The organism is Polaromonas sp. CG_9.7, assembly GCF_015752205.1.
Lineage (GTDB): Bacteria > Pseudomonadota > Gammaproteobacteria > Burkholderiales > Burkholderiaceae_C > Polaromonas.
In genome coordinates this window covers 57,959-73,198 of record NZ_JADOVG010000012.1, presented here as the reverse complement: position 1 = coordinate 73,198, position 15,240 = coordinate 57,959, and the positions used below count along the sequence as shown (strand labels likewise).

General features: G+C 61.4%; 12 protein-coding genes. 11 read left to right on the top strand and 1 reads right to left on the bottom strand.

Going from position 1 to position 15,240, the window contains the following annotated elements; translation table 11 throughout:
- The first annotated feature begins 144 nt into the window (after window positions 1-144).
- On the top strand, window positions 145-852 hold the full coding sequence (locus IWX87_RS13265) for a hypothetical protein (RefSeq protein WP_196863998.1): 708 nt from the start codon (window positions 145-147) through the stop codon (window positions 850-852).
- Window positions 853-865: 13 nt separating this feature from the next.
- Here IWX87_RS13265 and IWX87_RS13260 read toward each other — a convergent pair whose 3' ends face one another.
- Complete coding sequence (locus tag IWX87_RS13260; protein WP_196863997.1) at window positions 866-1,930, bottom strand: AraC family transcriptional regulator; 1,065 nt, start codon at window positions 1,928-1,930, stop codon at window positions 866-868.
- Window positions 1,931-2,054: 124 nt separating this feature from the next.
- On the opposite strand from IWX87_RS13260, the gene IWX87_RS13255 reads away from it, so the two are divergent.
- From IWX87_RS13255 to IWX87_RS13210, 10 genes are all read left to right on the top strand, one after another.
- Entirely contained in the window at window positions 2,055-3,803 is a 1,749-nt protein-coding gene (locus tag IWX87_RS13255; protein WP_196863996.1) for an AMP-binding protein, read from the top strand.
- A 31-nt stretch (window positions 3,804-3,834) separates the two neighbouring features.
- Entirely contained in the window at window positions 3,835-5,442 is a 1,608-nt protein-coding gene (locus tag IWX87_RS13250; RefSeq protein WP_196863995.1) for a carboxyl transferase domain-containing protein, read from the top strand.
- A 4-nt stretch (window positions 5,443-5,446) separates the two neighbouring features.
- Entirely contained in the window at window positions 5,447-6,226 is a 780-nt protein-coding gene (locus tag IWX87_RS13245; protein WP_196863994.1) for an enoyl-CoA hydratase/isomerase family protein, read from the top strand.
- Window positions 6,227-6,246: 20 nt separating this feature from the next.
- Entirely contained in the window at window positions 6,247-6,918 is a 672-nt protein-coding gene (locus tag IWX87_RS13240; protein ID WP_196863993.1) for a DUF4126 domain-containing protein, read from the top strand.
- Window positions 6,919-6,933: 15 nt separating this feature from the next.
- Window positions 6,934-8,058, top strand: coding sequence for an endo-1,4-beta-xylanase (locus IWX87_RS13235; protein ID WP_196863992.1), 1,125 nt, complete (start codon window positions 6,934-6,936; stop codon window positions 8,056-8,058).
- Window positions 8,051-10,042 (top strand): acetyl/propionyl/methylcrotonyl-CoA carboxylase subunit alpha, encoded by a 1,992-nt coding sequence (locus IWX87_RS13230; RefSeq protein ID WP_196863991.1) that lies wholly within the window; start codon window positions 8,051-8,053, stop codon window positions 10,040-10,042. Before IWX87_RS13235 ends, IWX87_RS13230 begins: the two co-directional genes overlap by 8 nt.
- Before the next feature lie 18 nt (window positions 10,043-10,060).
- Window positions 10,061-10,981, top strand: a complete 921-nt coding sequence (locus IWX87_RS13225) for a glyoxylate/hydroxypyruvate reductase A (RefSeq protein WP_196863990.1) — start codon at window positions 10,061-10,063, stop codon at window positions 10,979-10,981.
- 202 nt (window positions 10,982-11,183) lie between these two features.
- Window positions 11,184-11,492, top strand: coding sequence for a DUF485 domain-containing protein (locus tag IWX87_RS13220; RefSeq protein WP_196863989.1), 309 nt, complete (start codon window positions 11,184-11,186; stop codon window positions 11,490-11,492).
- Window positions 11,493-11,509: 17 nt separating this feature from the next.
- On the top strand, window positions 11,510-13,216 hold the full coding sequence (locus tag IWX87_RS13215) for a cation acetate symporter (protein WP_370583899.1): 1,707 nt from the start codon (window positions 11,510-11,512) through the stop codon (window positions 13,214-13,216).
- 102 nt (window positions 13,217-13,318) lie between these two features.
- Complete coding sequence (locus IWX87_RS13210; RefSeq protein ID WP_196863987.1) at window positions 13,319-15,151, top strand: putative nucleotidyltransferase substrate binding domain-containing protein; 1,833 nt, start codon at window positions 13,319-13,321, stop codon at window positions 15,149-15,151.
- Window positions 15,152-15,240: the final 89 nt, after the last annotated feature.

Sequence of the window (15,240 nt, the reverse complement as noted above, 5' to 3'; positions counted from 1 at the left end):
CCCTACATTGCTTGATCCTGAAGCACCCTTGAACGAGTTGTCGTTAACGTCTGATGCGGCATGTTGCATTGGATTTCAAAGTTTTTCGGGTTTTCACCTTAAAAAAGGCTCCAAATTGGTTCTTTTAAAAAAATAGAAAAATCCATGAAAATTATCGTGAAATCTTTTGTCATTGGCCTGTCCTTGCTTACCCTGGCCCTTGGAAGTCAAGCGCAGTTGCCACCCGAAACCAGTGCGCCTTCTGACAAATCCGACCTGTCCAGGCTGGAGCGCGTTGCCGGTCCAAACCGCACCAGTTCGCGAGCGTGGGCTACCTCGGCCAAGGAAGGCAAGTTCAAAAACCAGAACGAGAAAGCCGAGAAAGCCGAAAGAGGCGATAAAGTCGAAACTGCCGCGATCAAATGGGTCGATTCAACCGGCCGGACGATGGGCCGGGCCATTGGCAACTATGCCATTTTGGCAACCTTCGACAACCAACTCGCCACGATCGTCGGCCTGGGCTCAGACAGCAAATGTGATCCCATCCGAGGATGCACGTATGCCAGCAATGGCGCCAATTGGTCTGAATTCGAATCGGTCTACTACACCACGGCAGATTGCACCGGCACGCCGTATTCGGTTGGCGGTACGATCGGCACGCCTTACCGTGGCATCCCCATCACCGACAGCGGCGGCACTTACCTGTATTTTTTCAAGGCTGTCGACACCATTCGGGTGGTGCTGGGTTCACGTTATTCAACAAGCGGCTGCTTTGCGATTGGCAGCCGCGGGGCTTTTCCAACCGATGCTGCACCGGTTTCCGACGTGGTGCCGGCGACCACTTACGGCACGCCGCCCTTCTTTTTGAAGTAAACATCAGGCCGCTTCAGTTCGCTTTCTTCGGCGTACTTTGAAGCTGCTGCCTGAACTGCGCGGGCGACTGGCCAGTCCAGGCCTTGAAGGCCCGCATGAAGCTTTTCTCGTTCTGAAACCCGGCCGCCTCTGCCACCTGCTTGATCGGCCGGTGGCTGCGCAGCAGCAGGTCGGTCGCATGCGCGCGCCGCACCTCGTCTTTCAGCGCCTGCAGCGAGGCGCCTTCTTCCTTCAATTGACGGTGCAGCGTGCGCGGCGACACATGCAGCAGCTCAGCCAGCGCGCCGGCGCTGTGGGTCAGCGCCGGATGCACCGCCAGCGCCTGGCGCACCCGCTGCACCAGCAGCCGGTCGCGTCGGTAGGGCAGCACTGTCAGCGGCAGGGCGCGCTGCAGCATCTGCTGCAAGGCGCGCTCATCGCGTCGCAGCGGCAATGCCAGATAACGCGCGTCAAAGCGGATGGCTGCCGTTGCGCTGTCGAAAATCGTCGGACCTGAAAAAAGTACGCCGTACACCTCGCGGTGGAGCGGCGCGGCAAACGGCAGTTGTGCGCCCAGCAGCGGAATGCGCGAATCGATCAGCCAGCAGGCAACGCCCAGGATATTGCGCAGCACGGAAACCAGGCAGAACTCGCGCAGCGCGCCGAGGCCGTGGTGTTCAGCAATGGACACGCTGGCCGTGTCGCCCGCCACGCCAAGCGTCAGGGCGATGTCGTCGGCAATCAGTCCGTGGTGCCGGCACCAGCGCTTGAGCGCCACGCCCAGCGTCGGCGCGCTGAGCGACGCCCGCGCCAGCATGCCGTAGCTGCCCCAGGGCAGGCGCCGGTTGAACCAGCCCAGCGCCTCGTCGTCGAGTTCCTGCATCGCCAGGCCCGAAATGTGTTCCATCTGCCAGGCGGTGATGCGCGATGTCGTGCTCAACAACGCAGCCGGCGCGATTTGTGCCTGCGCCAGCGCATGGGCCGGGTCCATGCCGCGCCGCTCGTAAGCCAGCACAATCGCCTGGACAAAGGCGATCGGCGTGACGGCAGGCGCGTCCGGGGGCGGTATTGCGCAAGCGGCGGGAAGGTGTGATGGCATGGGAGCAAGTGTGGTGGACTGTGGCTCGATTTGCAACCATCCTGGCTTTTTCTGATGGCGCGATTCGCCGGGGATGCGCCATACTGGCGAATCCGCCCTTGCTGGCGGTCGCAAGGAGACAAGCATGAGCGCAGATTTTTCCGCATCGCATCCCGCCGCACCAGTTTTCAAGCGCAGCTACGCCTGTGGCACCACCGATGTGCCGCTGATCGAACAGCCCATCGGGGCGTTTTTCGATGCCATCGCGGCCCGTCAGCCTGAGCACGAAGCGCTGGTCAGCGTTCACCAGGGCCGCCGCTACAGCTACCGTGAACTGCAGCGTGAAACCGACCGCCTGGCCAGCGCGCTGCTCGGCCTGGGCCTGCAGCCCGGCGAGCGCGTCGGCATCTGGTCGCACAACAATGCCGAATGGCTGCTGGTGCAACTGGCCACCGCCAAAGTCGGCCTGATTCTGGTCAACATCAACCCGGCCTACCGCACGGCGGAAGTCGAATATGCGTTGAACAAGGCCGGTTGCCAAGCGCTGGTCACCATGGCGCAGTTCAAGACCAGCGACTACCTCGGCATGCTGCGCGAACTGGCGCCCGAGTGGGCGCATGGCCAGCCGGGCGAGCTTGAATCGCTGACGCTGCCGCATTTGAAAGCCGTGGTCTGGATTGACGAAGCCGGGCAGCACTCCTCTGAACACGACCAGCCCGGCCTGATGCGGTTTTCCGATCTGCTCGCCAGCGGCAATGCCGATGACGCGCGGCTGGCTGACATCGCCGCCACGCTCAAGGCCAGCGACCCGATCAATATCCAGTTCACCAGCGGCACCACCGGCTTCCCCAAGGGCGCGGCGCTGACGCACCGCAACATCCTGAACAACGGCTTTTTCATCGGTGAAGCCATGCGGCTGACACCCGCCGACCGCCTGTGCATCCCGGTGCCGCTGTACCACTGCTTCGGCATGGTGCTGGGCAATCTGGCCTGCCTGACGCACGGCGCGACCATCGTTTATCCGAACGACGGCTTCGAGCCTTTGAGCGTGCTGCAGGCGGTGCAGGACGAAAAATGCACCGGTCTGCACGGCGTGCCGACGATGTTTATCGCCGAACTCGACCACCCGCGCTTTGCCGAGTTTGATTTGTCCACCTTGCGCACCGGCATCATGGCCGGCTCGCCGTGCCCGACCGAGGTGATGAAGCGCGTCGTGAGCAGCATGAACCTCGGCCAGATCACGATTGCCTACGGCATGACCGAAACCAGCCCCGTGAGCTGCCAAAGCTCCATCGACACGCCGCTGGCCAAGCGCGTCTCGACCGTTGGCCTGGTGCAGCCGCACATCGAAGTCAAGATCATCGACCCCGAGAGCCGCGAGATCGTCGCGACCGGCGTGTCGGGCGAATTCTGCACACGCGGCTATTCGGTCATGCACGGCTACTGGGACGACGCGCCCCGAACCCAAGAGGCGATTGACGCCGAGGGCTGGATGCACACCGGCGACCTGGCCACCATGGACGGCGAAGGCTACGTCAACATTGTCGGCCGCATCAAGGACATGGTGATTCGCGGTGGCGAAAACATCTACCCGCGCGAGATCGAGGAATTCCTGTACCGCCACCCGAAGGTGCAGGACGTGCAGGTGGTCGGTCTGCCCGACAAGCGCTACGGCGAGGAACTCTGCGCCTGGGTCGTCACGCGTCCCGGCGAAACCCTGAGCGAAGACGAGGTGCGCGCGTTCTGCAAAGGCAAGATTGCGCACTACAAGGTGCCGCGCTACATTCGTTTTGTGTCCGGCTTTCCGATGACCGTGACCGGCAAGATCCAGAAGTTCAAGATCCGCGACGAAATGAAAAACCAGCTCGGGCTGGAAGAAGACTCCACCGCCTGAATCGCTTGATACCCTGAAAGAACACGCAAACATGCCCACGCTCGAATCCAAACTCAACGCCCGTTCCGCCGACTTCCAGGCCAATGCCGCCGCCATGCGCGCGCTGGTCGATGACCTGCATGTGCAGCTGGCCAAATCCGCCGCCGGCGGAGGCGACGTGTCCCGCGCCCGGCACACGGCGCGCGGCAAGCTGCTGCCGCGCGACCGCGTGCAGCGGCTGCTCGACCCCGGCACGCCGTTTCTCGAAGTCGCGCCATTGGCCGCACTCGGCATGTACAAGGGAGACGCGCCCTGCGCCGGCCTGATCGTCGGCATTGGCCGCGTCAGCGGCGTCGACTGCATGATCGTCTGCAACGATGCCACTGTGAAGGGCGGCACCTACTACCCGCTGACCGTCAAGAAGCACCTGCGCGCCCAGGAAATTGCCCAGCAAAACAACCTGACCTGCATCTACCTGGTCGATTCGGGCGGCGCGAATCTGCCCAACCAGGACGAAGTGTTCCCCGACCGCGACCACTTCGGCCGCATCTTTTTCAACCAGGCGACCATGAGTTCGCTGGGCATTTCGCAGATCGCCGTGGTCATGGGCAGTTGCACCGCCGGCGGCGCTTATGTGCCCGCGATGAGCGACGAAAGCATCATTGTCAAGAACCAGGGAACGATTTTCCTGGGCGGCCCACCGCTGGTGAAGGCTGCGACTGGCGAAGTCGTGACGGCAGAAGATTTGGGTGGCGGCGATGTGCACACGCGCCTGTCGGGCGTGGCCGACCATCTGGCGCAAAACGACCTGCATGCGCTGGCGCTGGCGCGGGCTTCGGTCAAGAATTTGAATAAAAACAAGGCTCCGGCGCTTACTGGACGAGCGCCAGTAGCTCCTGAATTCGTAGCAGAAGAGCTGTACGGCGTGATTCCGGTCGATGTGCGCAAACCCTTCGACGTGCGTGAAATCATCGCCCGCATCGTCGATGGCAGTGACTTTGACGAGTTCAAGGCGCGCTACGGCACCACCATCGTTTGCGGTTTTGCGCACATCGAAGGCTTGGCCGTAGGCATCATCGCCAACAACGGCATTTTGTTCAGTGAATCGGCGCTCAAGGCCACGCACTTCATCGAGCTGTGTTGCCAGCGCAAGATCCCGCTGGTGTTTTTGCAGAACATCACCGGCTTCATGGTCGGCCGCAAGTACGAGAACGAAGGCATTGCCAGAAACGGCGCCAAGATGGTCACGGCCGTGGCGACGGCGGCTGTGCCCAAATTCACCATCATCATCGGCGGCAGTTTTGGCGCCGGCAACTACGGCATGTGCGGCCGCGCGTTTTCGCCCCGCTTCTTGTGGATGTGGCCGAACGCCCGCATCAGCGTCATGGGCGGCGACCAGGCGGCCGGCGTGCTGGCCACCGTCAAGCGCGACGGCATCGAAGGCAAGGGCGGCGCGTGGACGGCAGATGAAGAAGAAGCCTTCAAGGCACCGATTCGCAGCCAGTACGAGCACCAGGGCCATCCGTATTACGCCACGGCGCGGCTGTGGGACGACGGCGTGATCGACCCGGCCGACACCCGCCGTGTGCTCGCGCTGGGCTTGAGCGCGTCGCAGAATGCCCCGATTCCAGAGACGAAGTTCGGCTTGTTCAGGATGTGACGCCATGACTGCACTGCAAATAACCCAAAAATCCGCCGTGCTGACGATCACGCTCAGCCGCCCCGACATCCGCAACGCCTTCAACGACGCGGTGATTGCCGAGATTACCGCCGCTTTCCAGGACGCGGCCAGCCGCGCCGAGGTGCGTGCCGTGGTGCTGGCCGCCACCGGGCCGGCCTTTTGCGCCGGGGCCGACCTGAACTGGATGCGCCGCATGGCCGACTACACCCGTGACGAAAACCTGGCGGATGCTAGCGCGCTGGCCGAGATGCTGCGCGTGATGTATGAATGCCCCAAGCCCACCATTGCCCGCATACAGGGCGATGTGTATGCGGGCGGCATGGGGCTGGTGGCGGCCTGCGACATGGCCGTCAGCGTCGATACGGCGAATTTCTGCCTGAGCGAAGTCAAGCTGGGGCTGATTCCGGCGACCATCAGCCCGTATGTGATCCGCGCCATGGGCGCGCGGGCGGCGCACCGCTACTTTTTGACCGCCGAGCGCTTCGACGCGAAAGAAGCGCACCGCATTGGTTTCGTGCATGAAGTGGTCAGCGCCAATCAGCTGGACGCCAAGGTGGCGGAGCTGACGCATGCACTGGTCAACGCCAGCCCGAACGCCGTGCGCAGCTGCAAGACGCTTGTGCAGGAAGTGGCAGGCCGAGACATCGAGGCGCCGCTGATCGGCCGCACGGTCGAAGGCATAGCCGACATTCGCACCAGCAGCGAAGGTCGGGAAGGCGTGCAATCTTTCCTGCAAAAGCGCAAGCCGTCCTGGCTGGCCTGAGTTTTCAAAGGAGCTTCACCATGCAAGCCTTGGATACCGCGCAACTGGTCGCCCTGGCCGGCGCTGTCGGCTGGGCCAGCGGCATACGCCTGTACCTGGTGCTGTTGCTGACCGGCCTGGCCGGCTACATGGGCTGGATGCAATTGCCGCAGGGGCTGCACCTGCTGGCCAATCCGGTGGTGCTGGGCGCCAGTGGCTTCATGGTGTTTGTCGAGTTTTTTGCCGACAAGATTCCCGGGCTCGACTCGCTCTGGGATGTGGTGCACACGGTGATCCGTATTCCGGCGGGTGCAGCGCTGGCGGCCGGTGTGTTCAGTGCAGACAGCGCTGCCATGAGTTTGGTAGCTGCTCTCGTAGGCGGCACCTTGGCTGGAACCAGTTTTGCCGCCAAGGCGACGTCACGGGCGGCGATCAACACCTCGCCCGAGCCGTTCAGCAACATCGGCACCTCGCTGGTCGAGGACAGCCTGGTGCCTGCCGGCCTGTGGCTGGCGGTGGCGCATCCCTTTGTCTTTATGCCCTTGCTGGTCGTGGTGCTGGTGCTCAGCGTCTGGCTGATTCGTCGATGCTGGCGGTTTTTAAAGCAGTTGTTCACCCGTGTCGCCCGTATTTTCAGCGGCAAGCCCGACCCGGGTTTGTTGCCTGCTTTTACCTTCAAACCGCCTTTTTCAAAGGACGTTGGACATGATTGACCAACCTGATGCGCGATGACGATGCAACGCCGGGAAATTCTGAAGTGGGCATCCGGGATGTGTGTCGGCACCGCCGGATTGGCGCGCGCGCAAGACGGGCTGGGCCTGAACGATGCAGCGCTTGGCAGTGGCCGAAGATTCGGGTTTGCGATTGATTCTGGGTACGCCAACAAGGAGCCTGTCAAAAGTTTGCTGCGCCAGCATGCAGGTGTCATCACTGCTGAAAACGCCATGAAGTGGCGCAACATCGAAAACGCGGCGGGTGTGTCCGACTACACCCGCGCTGATTGGGTCGCTGACACTGCGGAAAGCTTGGGCGCAGCCCTGCGCGGCCACACGCTGGCATGGCATCAGTCCACGCCCGCTTACCTTTCGACTGCGACACGCAAGGCGTTCGCAGTGGCGCAATCCGCCCATCTGCAATCCATGACGGCCCGATACCGTGGCCGCATTCACACATGGGACGTGCTCAATGAAGTGATCTACGGGGACCAGAAAAACAAAAGCGGCCTTCGTGAATCGGTTTTATCGGAGCTGTGGGGCAAGGACCGATACCCGGAGCTGTTTGAACTCGCGCGTGCATCGGACCCACGCGCCAAACTCGCCTACAACGACTACGGTATGGAGCAGGACGAGCCTTGGTGCGAACGTCGCCGGTCGGCCGTGCTGCGCATGCTCGAGCAATGGATCAAACGAAAGACGCCGGTTGATGTGATGGGCTTGCAAGCGCACCTGGATTTGTCGCGCAAGTTTTCTGCTACCCGGCTTTCCCGCTTTTTTGATGAACTGCGCGCGCTCGGCCTGGGCATTCAAATCACCGAACTGGATTTACGTGATGCGCTGCAACCCGGTACGGTGTCAGACCGCGACGCAGCGACCGCTGCACTCTACAAAGACTTCATGGAGACCTGCGCTGGTCATGCTGCGGTCGAAATGGTCGTGATGTGCAATGTGACCGACGAAGAAAGCTGGATGAATCGGGGAATGCAGGGCACCCGCCGCGCCGACGGGCACTCCATGCGGCCAACCTTGTTTGATACGCAAGGCCGGCCGAAAAATGCGTTTGATGCGGTAGCGGTGAGCTTGCTTCATGCCGCTGTACCTTTTGACTTGAACAATACAAAGACCAAATATGTTTAAAAAGATACTGATTGCCAACCGGGGCGAGATCGCCTGCCGCGTTGCCGCCACCGCCCGCCGCATGGCCATCAAGACCGTGGCCGTGTATTCGGACGCCGACGCCAGCGCCAAGCATGTGGGCTTTTGCGACGAATCCGTGCATATCGGCGGCAGTGCGCCCAAGGACAGCTACCTGCGCTGGGAAAAAATCATTGAAGCCGCCAGGGCAACAGGTGCCGAGGCGATTCACCCCGGCTACGGCTTTTTGAGTGAAAACGAGGAATTTGCCCAGGCCTGTGCCAACGCCGGGCTGGTCTTCATCGGCCCGCCGGCGTCAGCCATCAAGGCCATGGGCCTGAAAGCCGAGTCCAAGCAGTTGATGGAAAAGGCTGGCGTGCCGCTGGTGCCGGGATACCACGGCGCAGACCAGGACCCGGCGCTGCTGCAGCGCGAAGCCGACCGCATCGGTTACCCGGTGCTGATCAAGGCCAGCGCCGGTGGCGGCGGCAAGGGCATGCGGGCAGTGGAAAAATCAGCGGATTTCGCAGCGGCGCTGGCCTCGTGCCAGCGCGAAGCCATCAACAGCTTTGGCAACGACACGGTGCTGGTCGAAAAGTACGCCCAGCGCCCGCGACATATCGAAATCCAGGTGTTCGGCGACATGCACGGCAACTGCGTTTACCTGTTCGAGCGCGACTGCTCGGTGCAGCGCCGGCACCAGAAGGTGCTGGAAGAAGCCCCCGCGCCGGGATTAAGCGAATCCATGCGCCGGCAGATGGGCGAAGCGGCGGTGGCGGCGGCGCGGGCCGTGAACTATGTCGGCGCCGGTACGGTCGAATTCATCGTCGAGCAGCGCGCGGACGGCAGCATGAATTTCTTCTTTATGGAGATGAATACAAGGCTGCAGGTCGAGCATCCGGTGACCGAGGCCATCACCGGCCTGGACTTGGTTGAGTGGCAATTGCTTGTCGCTTCGGGCGAAAAACTGCCGCTGGCGCAGGACCAGTTGAAGATCAACGGCCATGCCATCGAGGCGCGCATCTGTGCCGAGAACCCGGACAACAATTTCTTGCCGACCACCGGCACGCTGCACGTTTACGACAAGCCGGTCTGTACCGCCTTTGAGCGCGGCACTGTCCGTATCGACGACGGTGTGCGCCAGGGTGACACGATTTCACCGTTCTACGACTCGATGGTCGCCAAGCTGATCGTGCACGGCCAGACACGCGAAGAGGCGCTGGCTCGCATGGGCGAGGCGCTGTCGCAGACCCGCATCGTGGGCTTGAGCACCAATGTGCAGTTCCTGCGCTATGTGGTGCGCAGCCCGTCGTTTGCGCAGGCGAATCTCGACACGGCGCTGATCCCGCGCGAAGAAGCCGTGCTGTTCAAGCAGGAGCCGGTCGGCCTGCCGATGGCGGCGGCCAGCGCGATTGCCCGGACGCTGCTGGACGAACAAGCCAGCGAGGGCCGCGACCCGTTCAGCCGCCGCGACGGCTGGCAAACGCATGGCGTCGCGCAGCGGCCCTTTGAATTTGATTTCAAGGGCGAGCCGGCCAACGCCACCTTGACCTATGGCCATGACGGCGCCTTGCAACTGGCGGTGGGCGGCGTGTCGGGACCACTGGTGTTTGCCAAAAGCGCACAGGGCATTGACATCCAGTTCGCCGGCCAGCGACTGACCGCAACGGTGTACAGCCAGGGCGAGGTGGGCCATGTCTTCACCGCGCGCGGCGCGACCCAGATCACCGCGATTGACTTGCTGGCGCATGCCGGCGAAAGCCACACCGAAGGCGGACGCCTGACCGCGCCCATGCCCGGAAAAATCCTGTCGTTTTCCGTCAAGGCTGGCGACAAAGTCACCAAAGGTCAGCCGCTGGCGGTGATGGAAGCGATGAAAATGGAGCACACGATTGCCGCTCCCGCCGACGGCGTGGTCGATGAATTGATGTACGCCCCCGGGGACCAGGTCACCGAGGGGTCGGAACTGCTCAAAATAACGGTCTGAAATTAAAGGAAATTTTGAATGCGCATTAGTTTTTGCTGTACCGGCACCAAAGCCCAGCCCTGGCTGGAAGGCCTGCGCGACGCCTTTCCGGGCGCCGAGGTTGAAACCTGGTCAGCAGGTGCGCCGCTTGCCGACTATGCCGTGGTCTGGACGCCGCCGCAGCAGTTCATCGACGAGCAAACGCAGCTCAAGGGCATTTTCAACATCGGCGCCGGAGTCGATGCGCTGATGGCGCTGCGCCTGCCGCCAGGCGTTCCGGTGGTGCGCCTGGACGACGCCGGCATGTCGGTACAGATGGCCGAATACGTCTGCCATGCGGTGATCCGGCATTTCAGGGAGTTGGGTGGCTACGAGGCGGATGCTGCAGAAGGCAAATGGACTTACCGCAAACCCCGGATGCGCCAGGATTTTCCGGTCGGCGTGATGGGCCTGGGTATCTTGGGCGAGCGCGTCAGCCGGGCACTGGCGCAATTTGAATTTCCGGTTCAGGGCTGGAGCCGGAGCGCGAGGACCATTCCCGGCGTGCAATGCTTTTCAGGCGAATCGGGCCTCAATGATTTCCTGGCGGCCAGCCGCATTCTGGTGTGCCTGCTGCCCCTGACGCCGGACACCGACAACATCATGCGTCACGACACACTGGCCCGGTTGCAGCCGGGCGGCTATGTCATCAACGTGGCGCGTGGCAGCCATCTCGTGGACGACGATCTGATTGCGCTGCTTGACAGCGGCCACCTGGCCGGCGCCACGCTTGATGTGTTTCGCACCGAGCCGCTGCCGGCGGCGCATCCGTTCTGGCAGCATTCCAAAATTACTGTCACACCGCATACGTCGGCGCGTACGCTGCGCGACGAAAGCATTGCCCAGATTGCTGGCAAGATCGCCGCGCTGCAAGGTGGCCAACCCGTGTCCGGCATCGTCGATCCAGCGCGCGGCTATTGATCGGACAGCGTTTGATCATGCCGGTCTTGTTCATGGCAAAAGATGAGCGGTTTTCTATTGAAAATGCGCCGGAAAACTACCGGTTTTTTCCCTGTCTGCGTTGCGCGCAACTACAGGGTAAACGCCTAGTCGCTGAGTAAGTAGGCGGTAAGTCCTCCTCCTTAATCTCCTCCTAACAAATTTATTTAGAGGAGATAGCGATATGGATGATGATTTGGTCCAACGGATTGTAAAAAATCCAAAATACCAGGAGCTGAAGGCCAAGCGCACCAGCTATGGCTGGTGGCTCACGCTGGCCATGATGGTCGTGTACTACGGCTTCATTCTGCTGGTGGCTTTCAACAAGCCTTTTCTTTCCCAGCGCTTGGGCGAGGGTGTCATGACCGTCGGCATTCCCATCGGCTTTGGCGTGATTATTTTTACGATTCTGATCACGGCCATTTACGTCAAGCGCGCCAACAAGGAATTTGACGACCTGACGGCAGAAGTTACCAAGGCGGTGCTCAAATGAATTTCAAATCTGACAACATGCGGCGTCTTTTGACGCTGCTGGCCTTGTTTGGCGTGTCGGCTGCGGCCTGGTCCGCCGGCGCAGACCTGGGCCAGGCTGAAAAGCAGGCCACCAACTGGACGGCCATCGGCATGTTCGGCGGCTTCGTGGTGCTGACCCTGTTCATCACCAAATGGGCCGCGTCCAAGACCAAATCGGCTGCTGACTTCTACACCGGCGGCGGCGGCATCACCGGCTTTCAAAATGGCCTGGCGATTGCCGGCGACTACATGTCGGCCGCTTCCTTCCTGGGTATTTCCGCCGCCGTGATGGCCAGCGGCTTTGACGGCCTGATTTTCTCCATCGGCTTTCTGGTCGGCTGGCCGGTCATCACCTTCCTGATGGCCGAGCGGCTGCGCAACCTGGGCAAGTTCACCTTTGCCGACGTGGCCGCATTCCGCTTCAAGCAGGCGCCGGTCCGCATTTTTGCGGCATCAGGCACGCTGGTCGTGGTGGCGTTCTACCTGATCGCCCAGATGGTGGGCGCGGGCCAGCTGATCAAACTGCTGTTCGGTCTGGAATACTGGATCGCGGTGGTCATCGTTGGTAGCTTGATGATGATTTACGTGCTGTTTGGCGGCATGACGGCCACCACCTGGGTGCAGATCATCAAGGCTTGTCTGCTGCTTGGCGGCGCAAGTTTCATGGCGCTCATGGTGCTCTGGAATTTCGGCTTCAGCCCTGAAGCCATGTTTGCCCAGGCGGTGAAGATCAAGGCCGACCTGGCTTCGAGCACCGGCAAGACGGCTGAAGAAGCCGCCAAGCTGGGCCAGTCCATCATGGGCCCGGGCAACTTCGTGAAAGACCCGATTTCGGCCATTTCCTTCGGCATGGCGCTGATGTTTGGTACCGCCGGCCTGCCGCACATCCTGATGCGCTTCTTCACCGTGCCCAGCGCCAAGGAAGCGCGCAAGTCGGTGATGTGGGCGACAGGCTGGATCGGCTACTTCTATCTGCTGACCTTCATCATTGGTTTTGGCGCCATCAGCTTCGTGCTGACCAATCCGTCCTTCCTGGACGCCAAGGGCGCGCTGCTTGGCGGCAACAACATGGCAGCCATTCACCTTGCCAATGCCGTGGGCGGCAACGTGTTCCTGGGATTCATCTCGGCGGTGGCGTTTGCCACTATCGTTGCCGTGGTGGCCGGCCTGACCCTGTCGGGTGCCTCGGCTGTTTCGCATGACCTGTATGCCACGGTCATCAAGAAGGGCAAGGCCGACAGCGCGTCAGAGTTGCGCATCTCGAAAATCACCACCCTGGTGCTGGGCGTGATTGCAGTCGTCCTGGGCATTGCCTTTGAAAAGCAGAACATCGCGTTCATGGTGTCACTGGCCTTTGCCATTGCGGCTTCGGCCAACTTCCCGGTGCTGTTCATGTCGGTGCTGTGGAAAGACTGCACGACCCGCGGCGCGGTGATTGGCGGCTTCCTGGGCCTGATCTCGTCGGTGGCGTTGACGGTGGTGTCGCCTTCTGTCTGGGAAGCCACATTGGGCAACCCGAAGGGCTCGGCGCTGTTCCCTTATGCCTCGCCGGCCTTGTTCTCCATGACCCTGGGCTTTCTGGGTATCTGGTTGTTCTCCATTCTGGACAACAGCAAGCAAGCCCAGATCGACCGGGCTGGCTTCCTGGCGCAGCAGGTGCGGTCTGAAACCGGCATTGGCGCTGCGGGTGCTTCGGGCCACTGATGTTGTTTGCCTGACCAAGGCGGGCCGTTCGGTCCACCTTGCCATAATCTGGAAGGACTGCAGGAACATTGCCTGCAGTCCTTTTTTCATGGGAAACCCGCCGTGCCGGATCATTTTTCAGACCCCTTTTCTTTTGATGCGCCGCCTTTTGACTGCCTGAACCCGGAGCAGCAGGCGCTGGTGCGGGGAAGCTTGCGCCGGGTGTCTTTTGCGAAAGATACGGTGATTTTGACCCCTGACATGGAACCGGCCCATGTGTACGTGCTGTTCAAGGGCCATGTGCAGCAGATGGAAGCGGGAGAGGTCGTCGCGGTCTACACGCCACCTGATTTTTTTGCCTTTCGCGCGGTGATGGCTGGCCGCGCCAGCGGCGTGCTGCAGGCGCTGGACGACGTGCAGGCCTGGCAACTGCCCGGTGCCACGGCGCGTGCGCTGATTTCAGGCAACGCGCTGTTCAGCGCGCTGGTGTTTGCCGACCTGTCGAAGCGGCTTTCGGCTGCATCAGAAAATCGAAATAGCCGTGAATTGCTGTCACTCATGATGGTGCGTGTGCGCGATGCCTACATCCGCAAGCCATTTTTTGTCGATGGCGCCCTCGATTTGGTGTCGGTCTGCCGCCTGCTGTCGGCGCAGGGGCTGGGCAATGCGCTGGTGCGTGACACGCAGGACGGCGTGGAGCGCATCGGCATGTTCACCACCACCGATTTGCGCGATGCCTTGCTTCGGCCCGTGCGGCCGCATGAACTGGCGGTTCGCGAGGTCACGCAGTTCTCGCTGGTCTCGGTTCAGGCCGGCGCCGAGCTGTCGGAAGCGCTGCTGGCGATGATTCGTCACCGTGTGCATCGCGTGCTGGTGCGCGAAGGCGATGCTATTTTGGGCGTGTTGAGCCAGCTTGACCTGATGAGCTTTGTATCCAACCATTCACACCTGATTGCACTGCAGGTGGAGCAGGCCGCTTGTAGTTCGGAACTCCGCACGGCAGCCTTGCAAATGGATGGCCTGATTGCGTTGCTTCACAGCGGAGGTGCCCGGGTTGAATTGATTTCCAGCCTGGTGAGCGAGCTAAATCAGCAGATTTTTGCCCGCCTGTGGTCGTTTGTCGCACCGGCCGAGCTGGTCGCCAACAGCTGCCTGATCGTGATGGGCAGCGAAGGGCGTGGCGAGCAGATCCTCAAGACAGACCAGGACAATGCCCTGCTGCTGCGCGACGGCTTTGTGTGCGCCGAACTTCAGCAGAGCGTGCAGCGTTTCAACCAGGCGTTGACGGAGTTTGGCTACCCGCTGTGTCCGGGCAACATCATGGTGACCAATCCGCTGTGGTGCCAGCCGCTGGCCGGTTTTCAAAACAGTCTTTTGGAATGGCTTTATGGCACCGATGCGGACGGGCCGATGAATCTGGCGATCTTCATGGATGCCCGGGCCGTTGCTGGTGACGCGTCGCTGCTCCGGCAGGCCCGGGATTACGCGCATCGCATCATGGCAGGCAGCGATGCATTTTTTGCCCGTTTTGCAGCTGCTATTGACCAGTTCAGCGAACCTCCCGGTTGGTGGGTGCGCCTTGCCACGCTGCGCGGGCGGGAAGAGCAGGTGTTCGATCTCAAGAAGCTTGGCACGTTTCCCATCGTGCATGGCGTACGTTCCCTGGCGCTGGAGCATCGGCTTGACGAGGTGGGCACGACGGCCCGGCTGCAGGTGCTGGTGAGCCGAAAGCATATTCCGTCCGATCTGGCCCGCGACCTGATTGACGCACTGCATTTCCTGATGAGCATGAAGCTTAAAAGCAATCTTCGGCAAAAACAGCTGGAGCAACCGCTTGACAACCTGTCGCATTTTTCCAGCCTTGGCACGCTGGACCGTGACTTGCTGAAAGACTCGTTAATCATCATCAAGCGCTTCAGGCAACACCTGCAATTGCGCTACCAGCTTCCTGGCTGAGCCGGTTTGATGGTCATGAAAACGCTTTGCTGACCCTGCCGTCTGTCCCGAATACGCCGGTGGCGTTAATCGCGGCCCCGGTTTTTGAG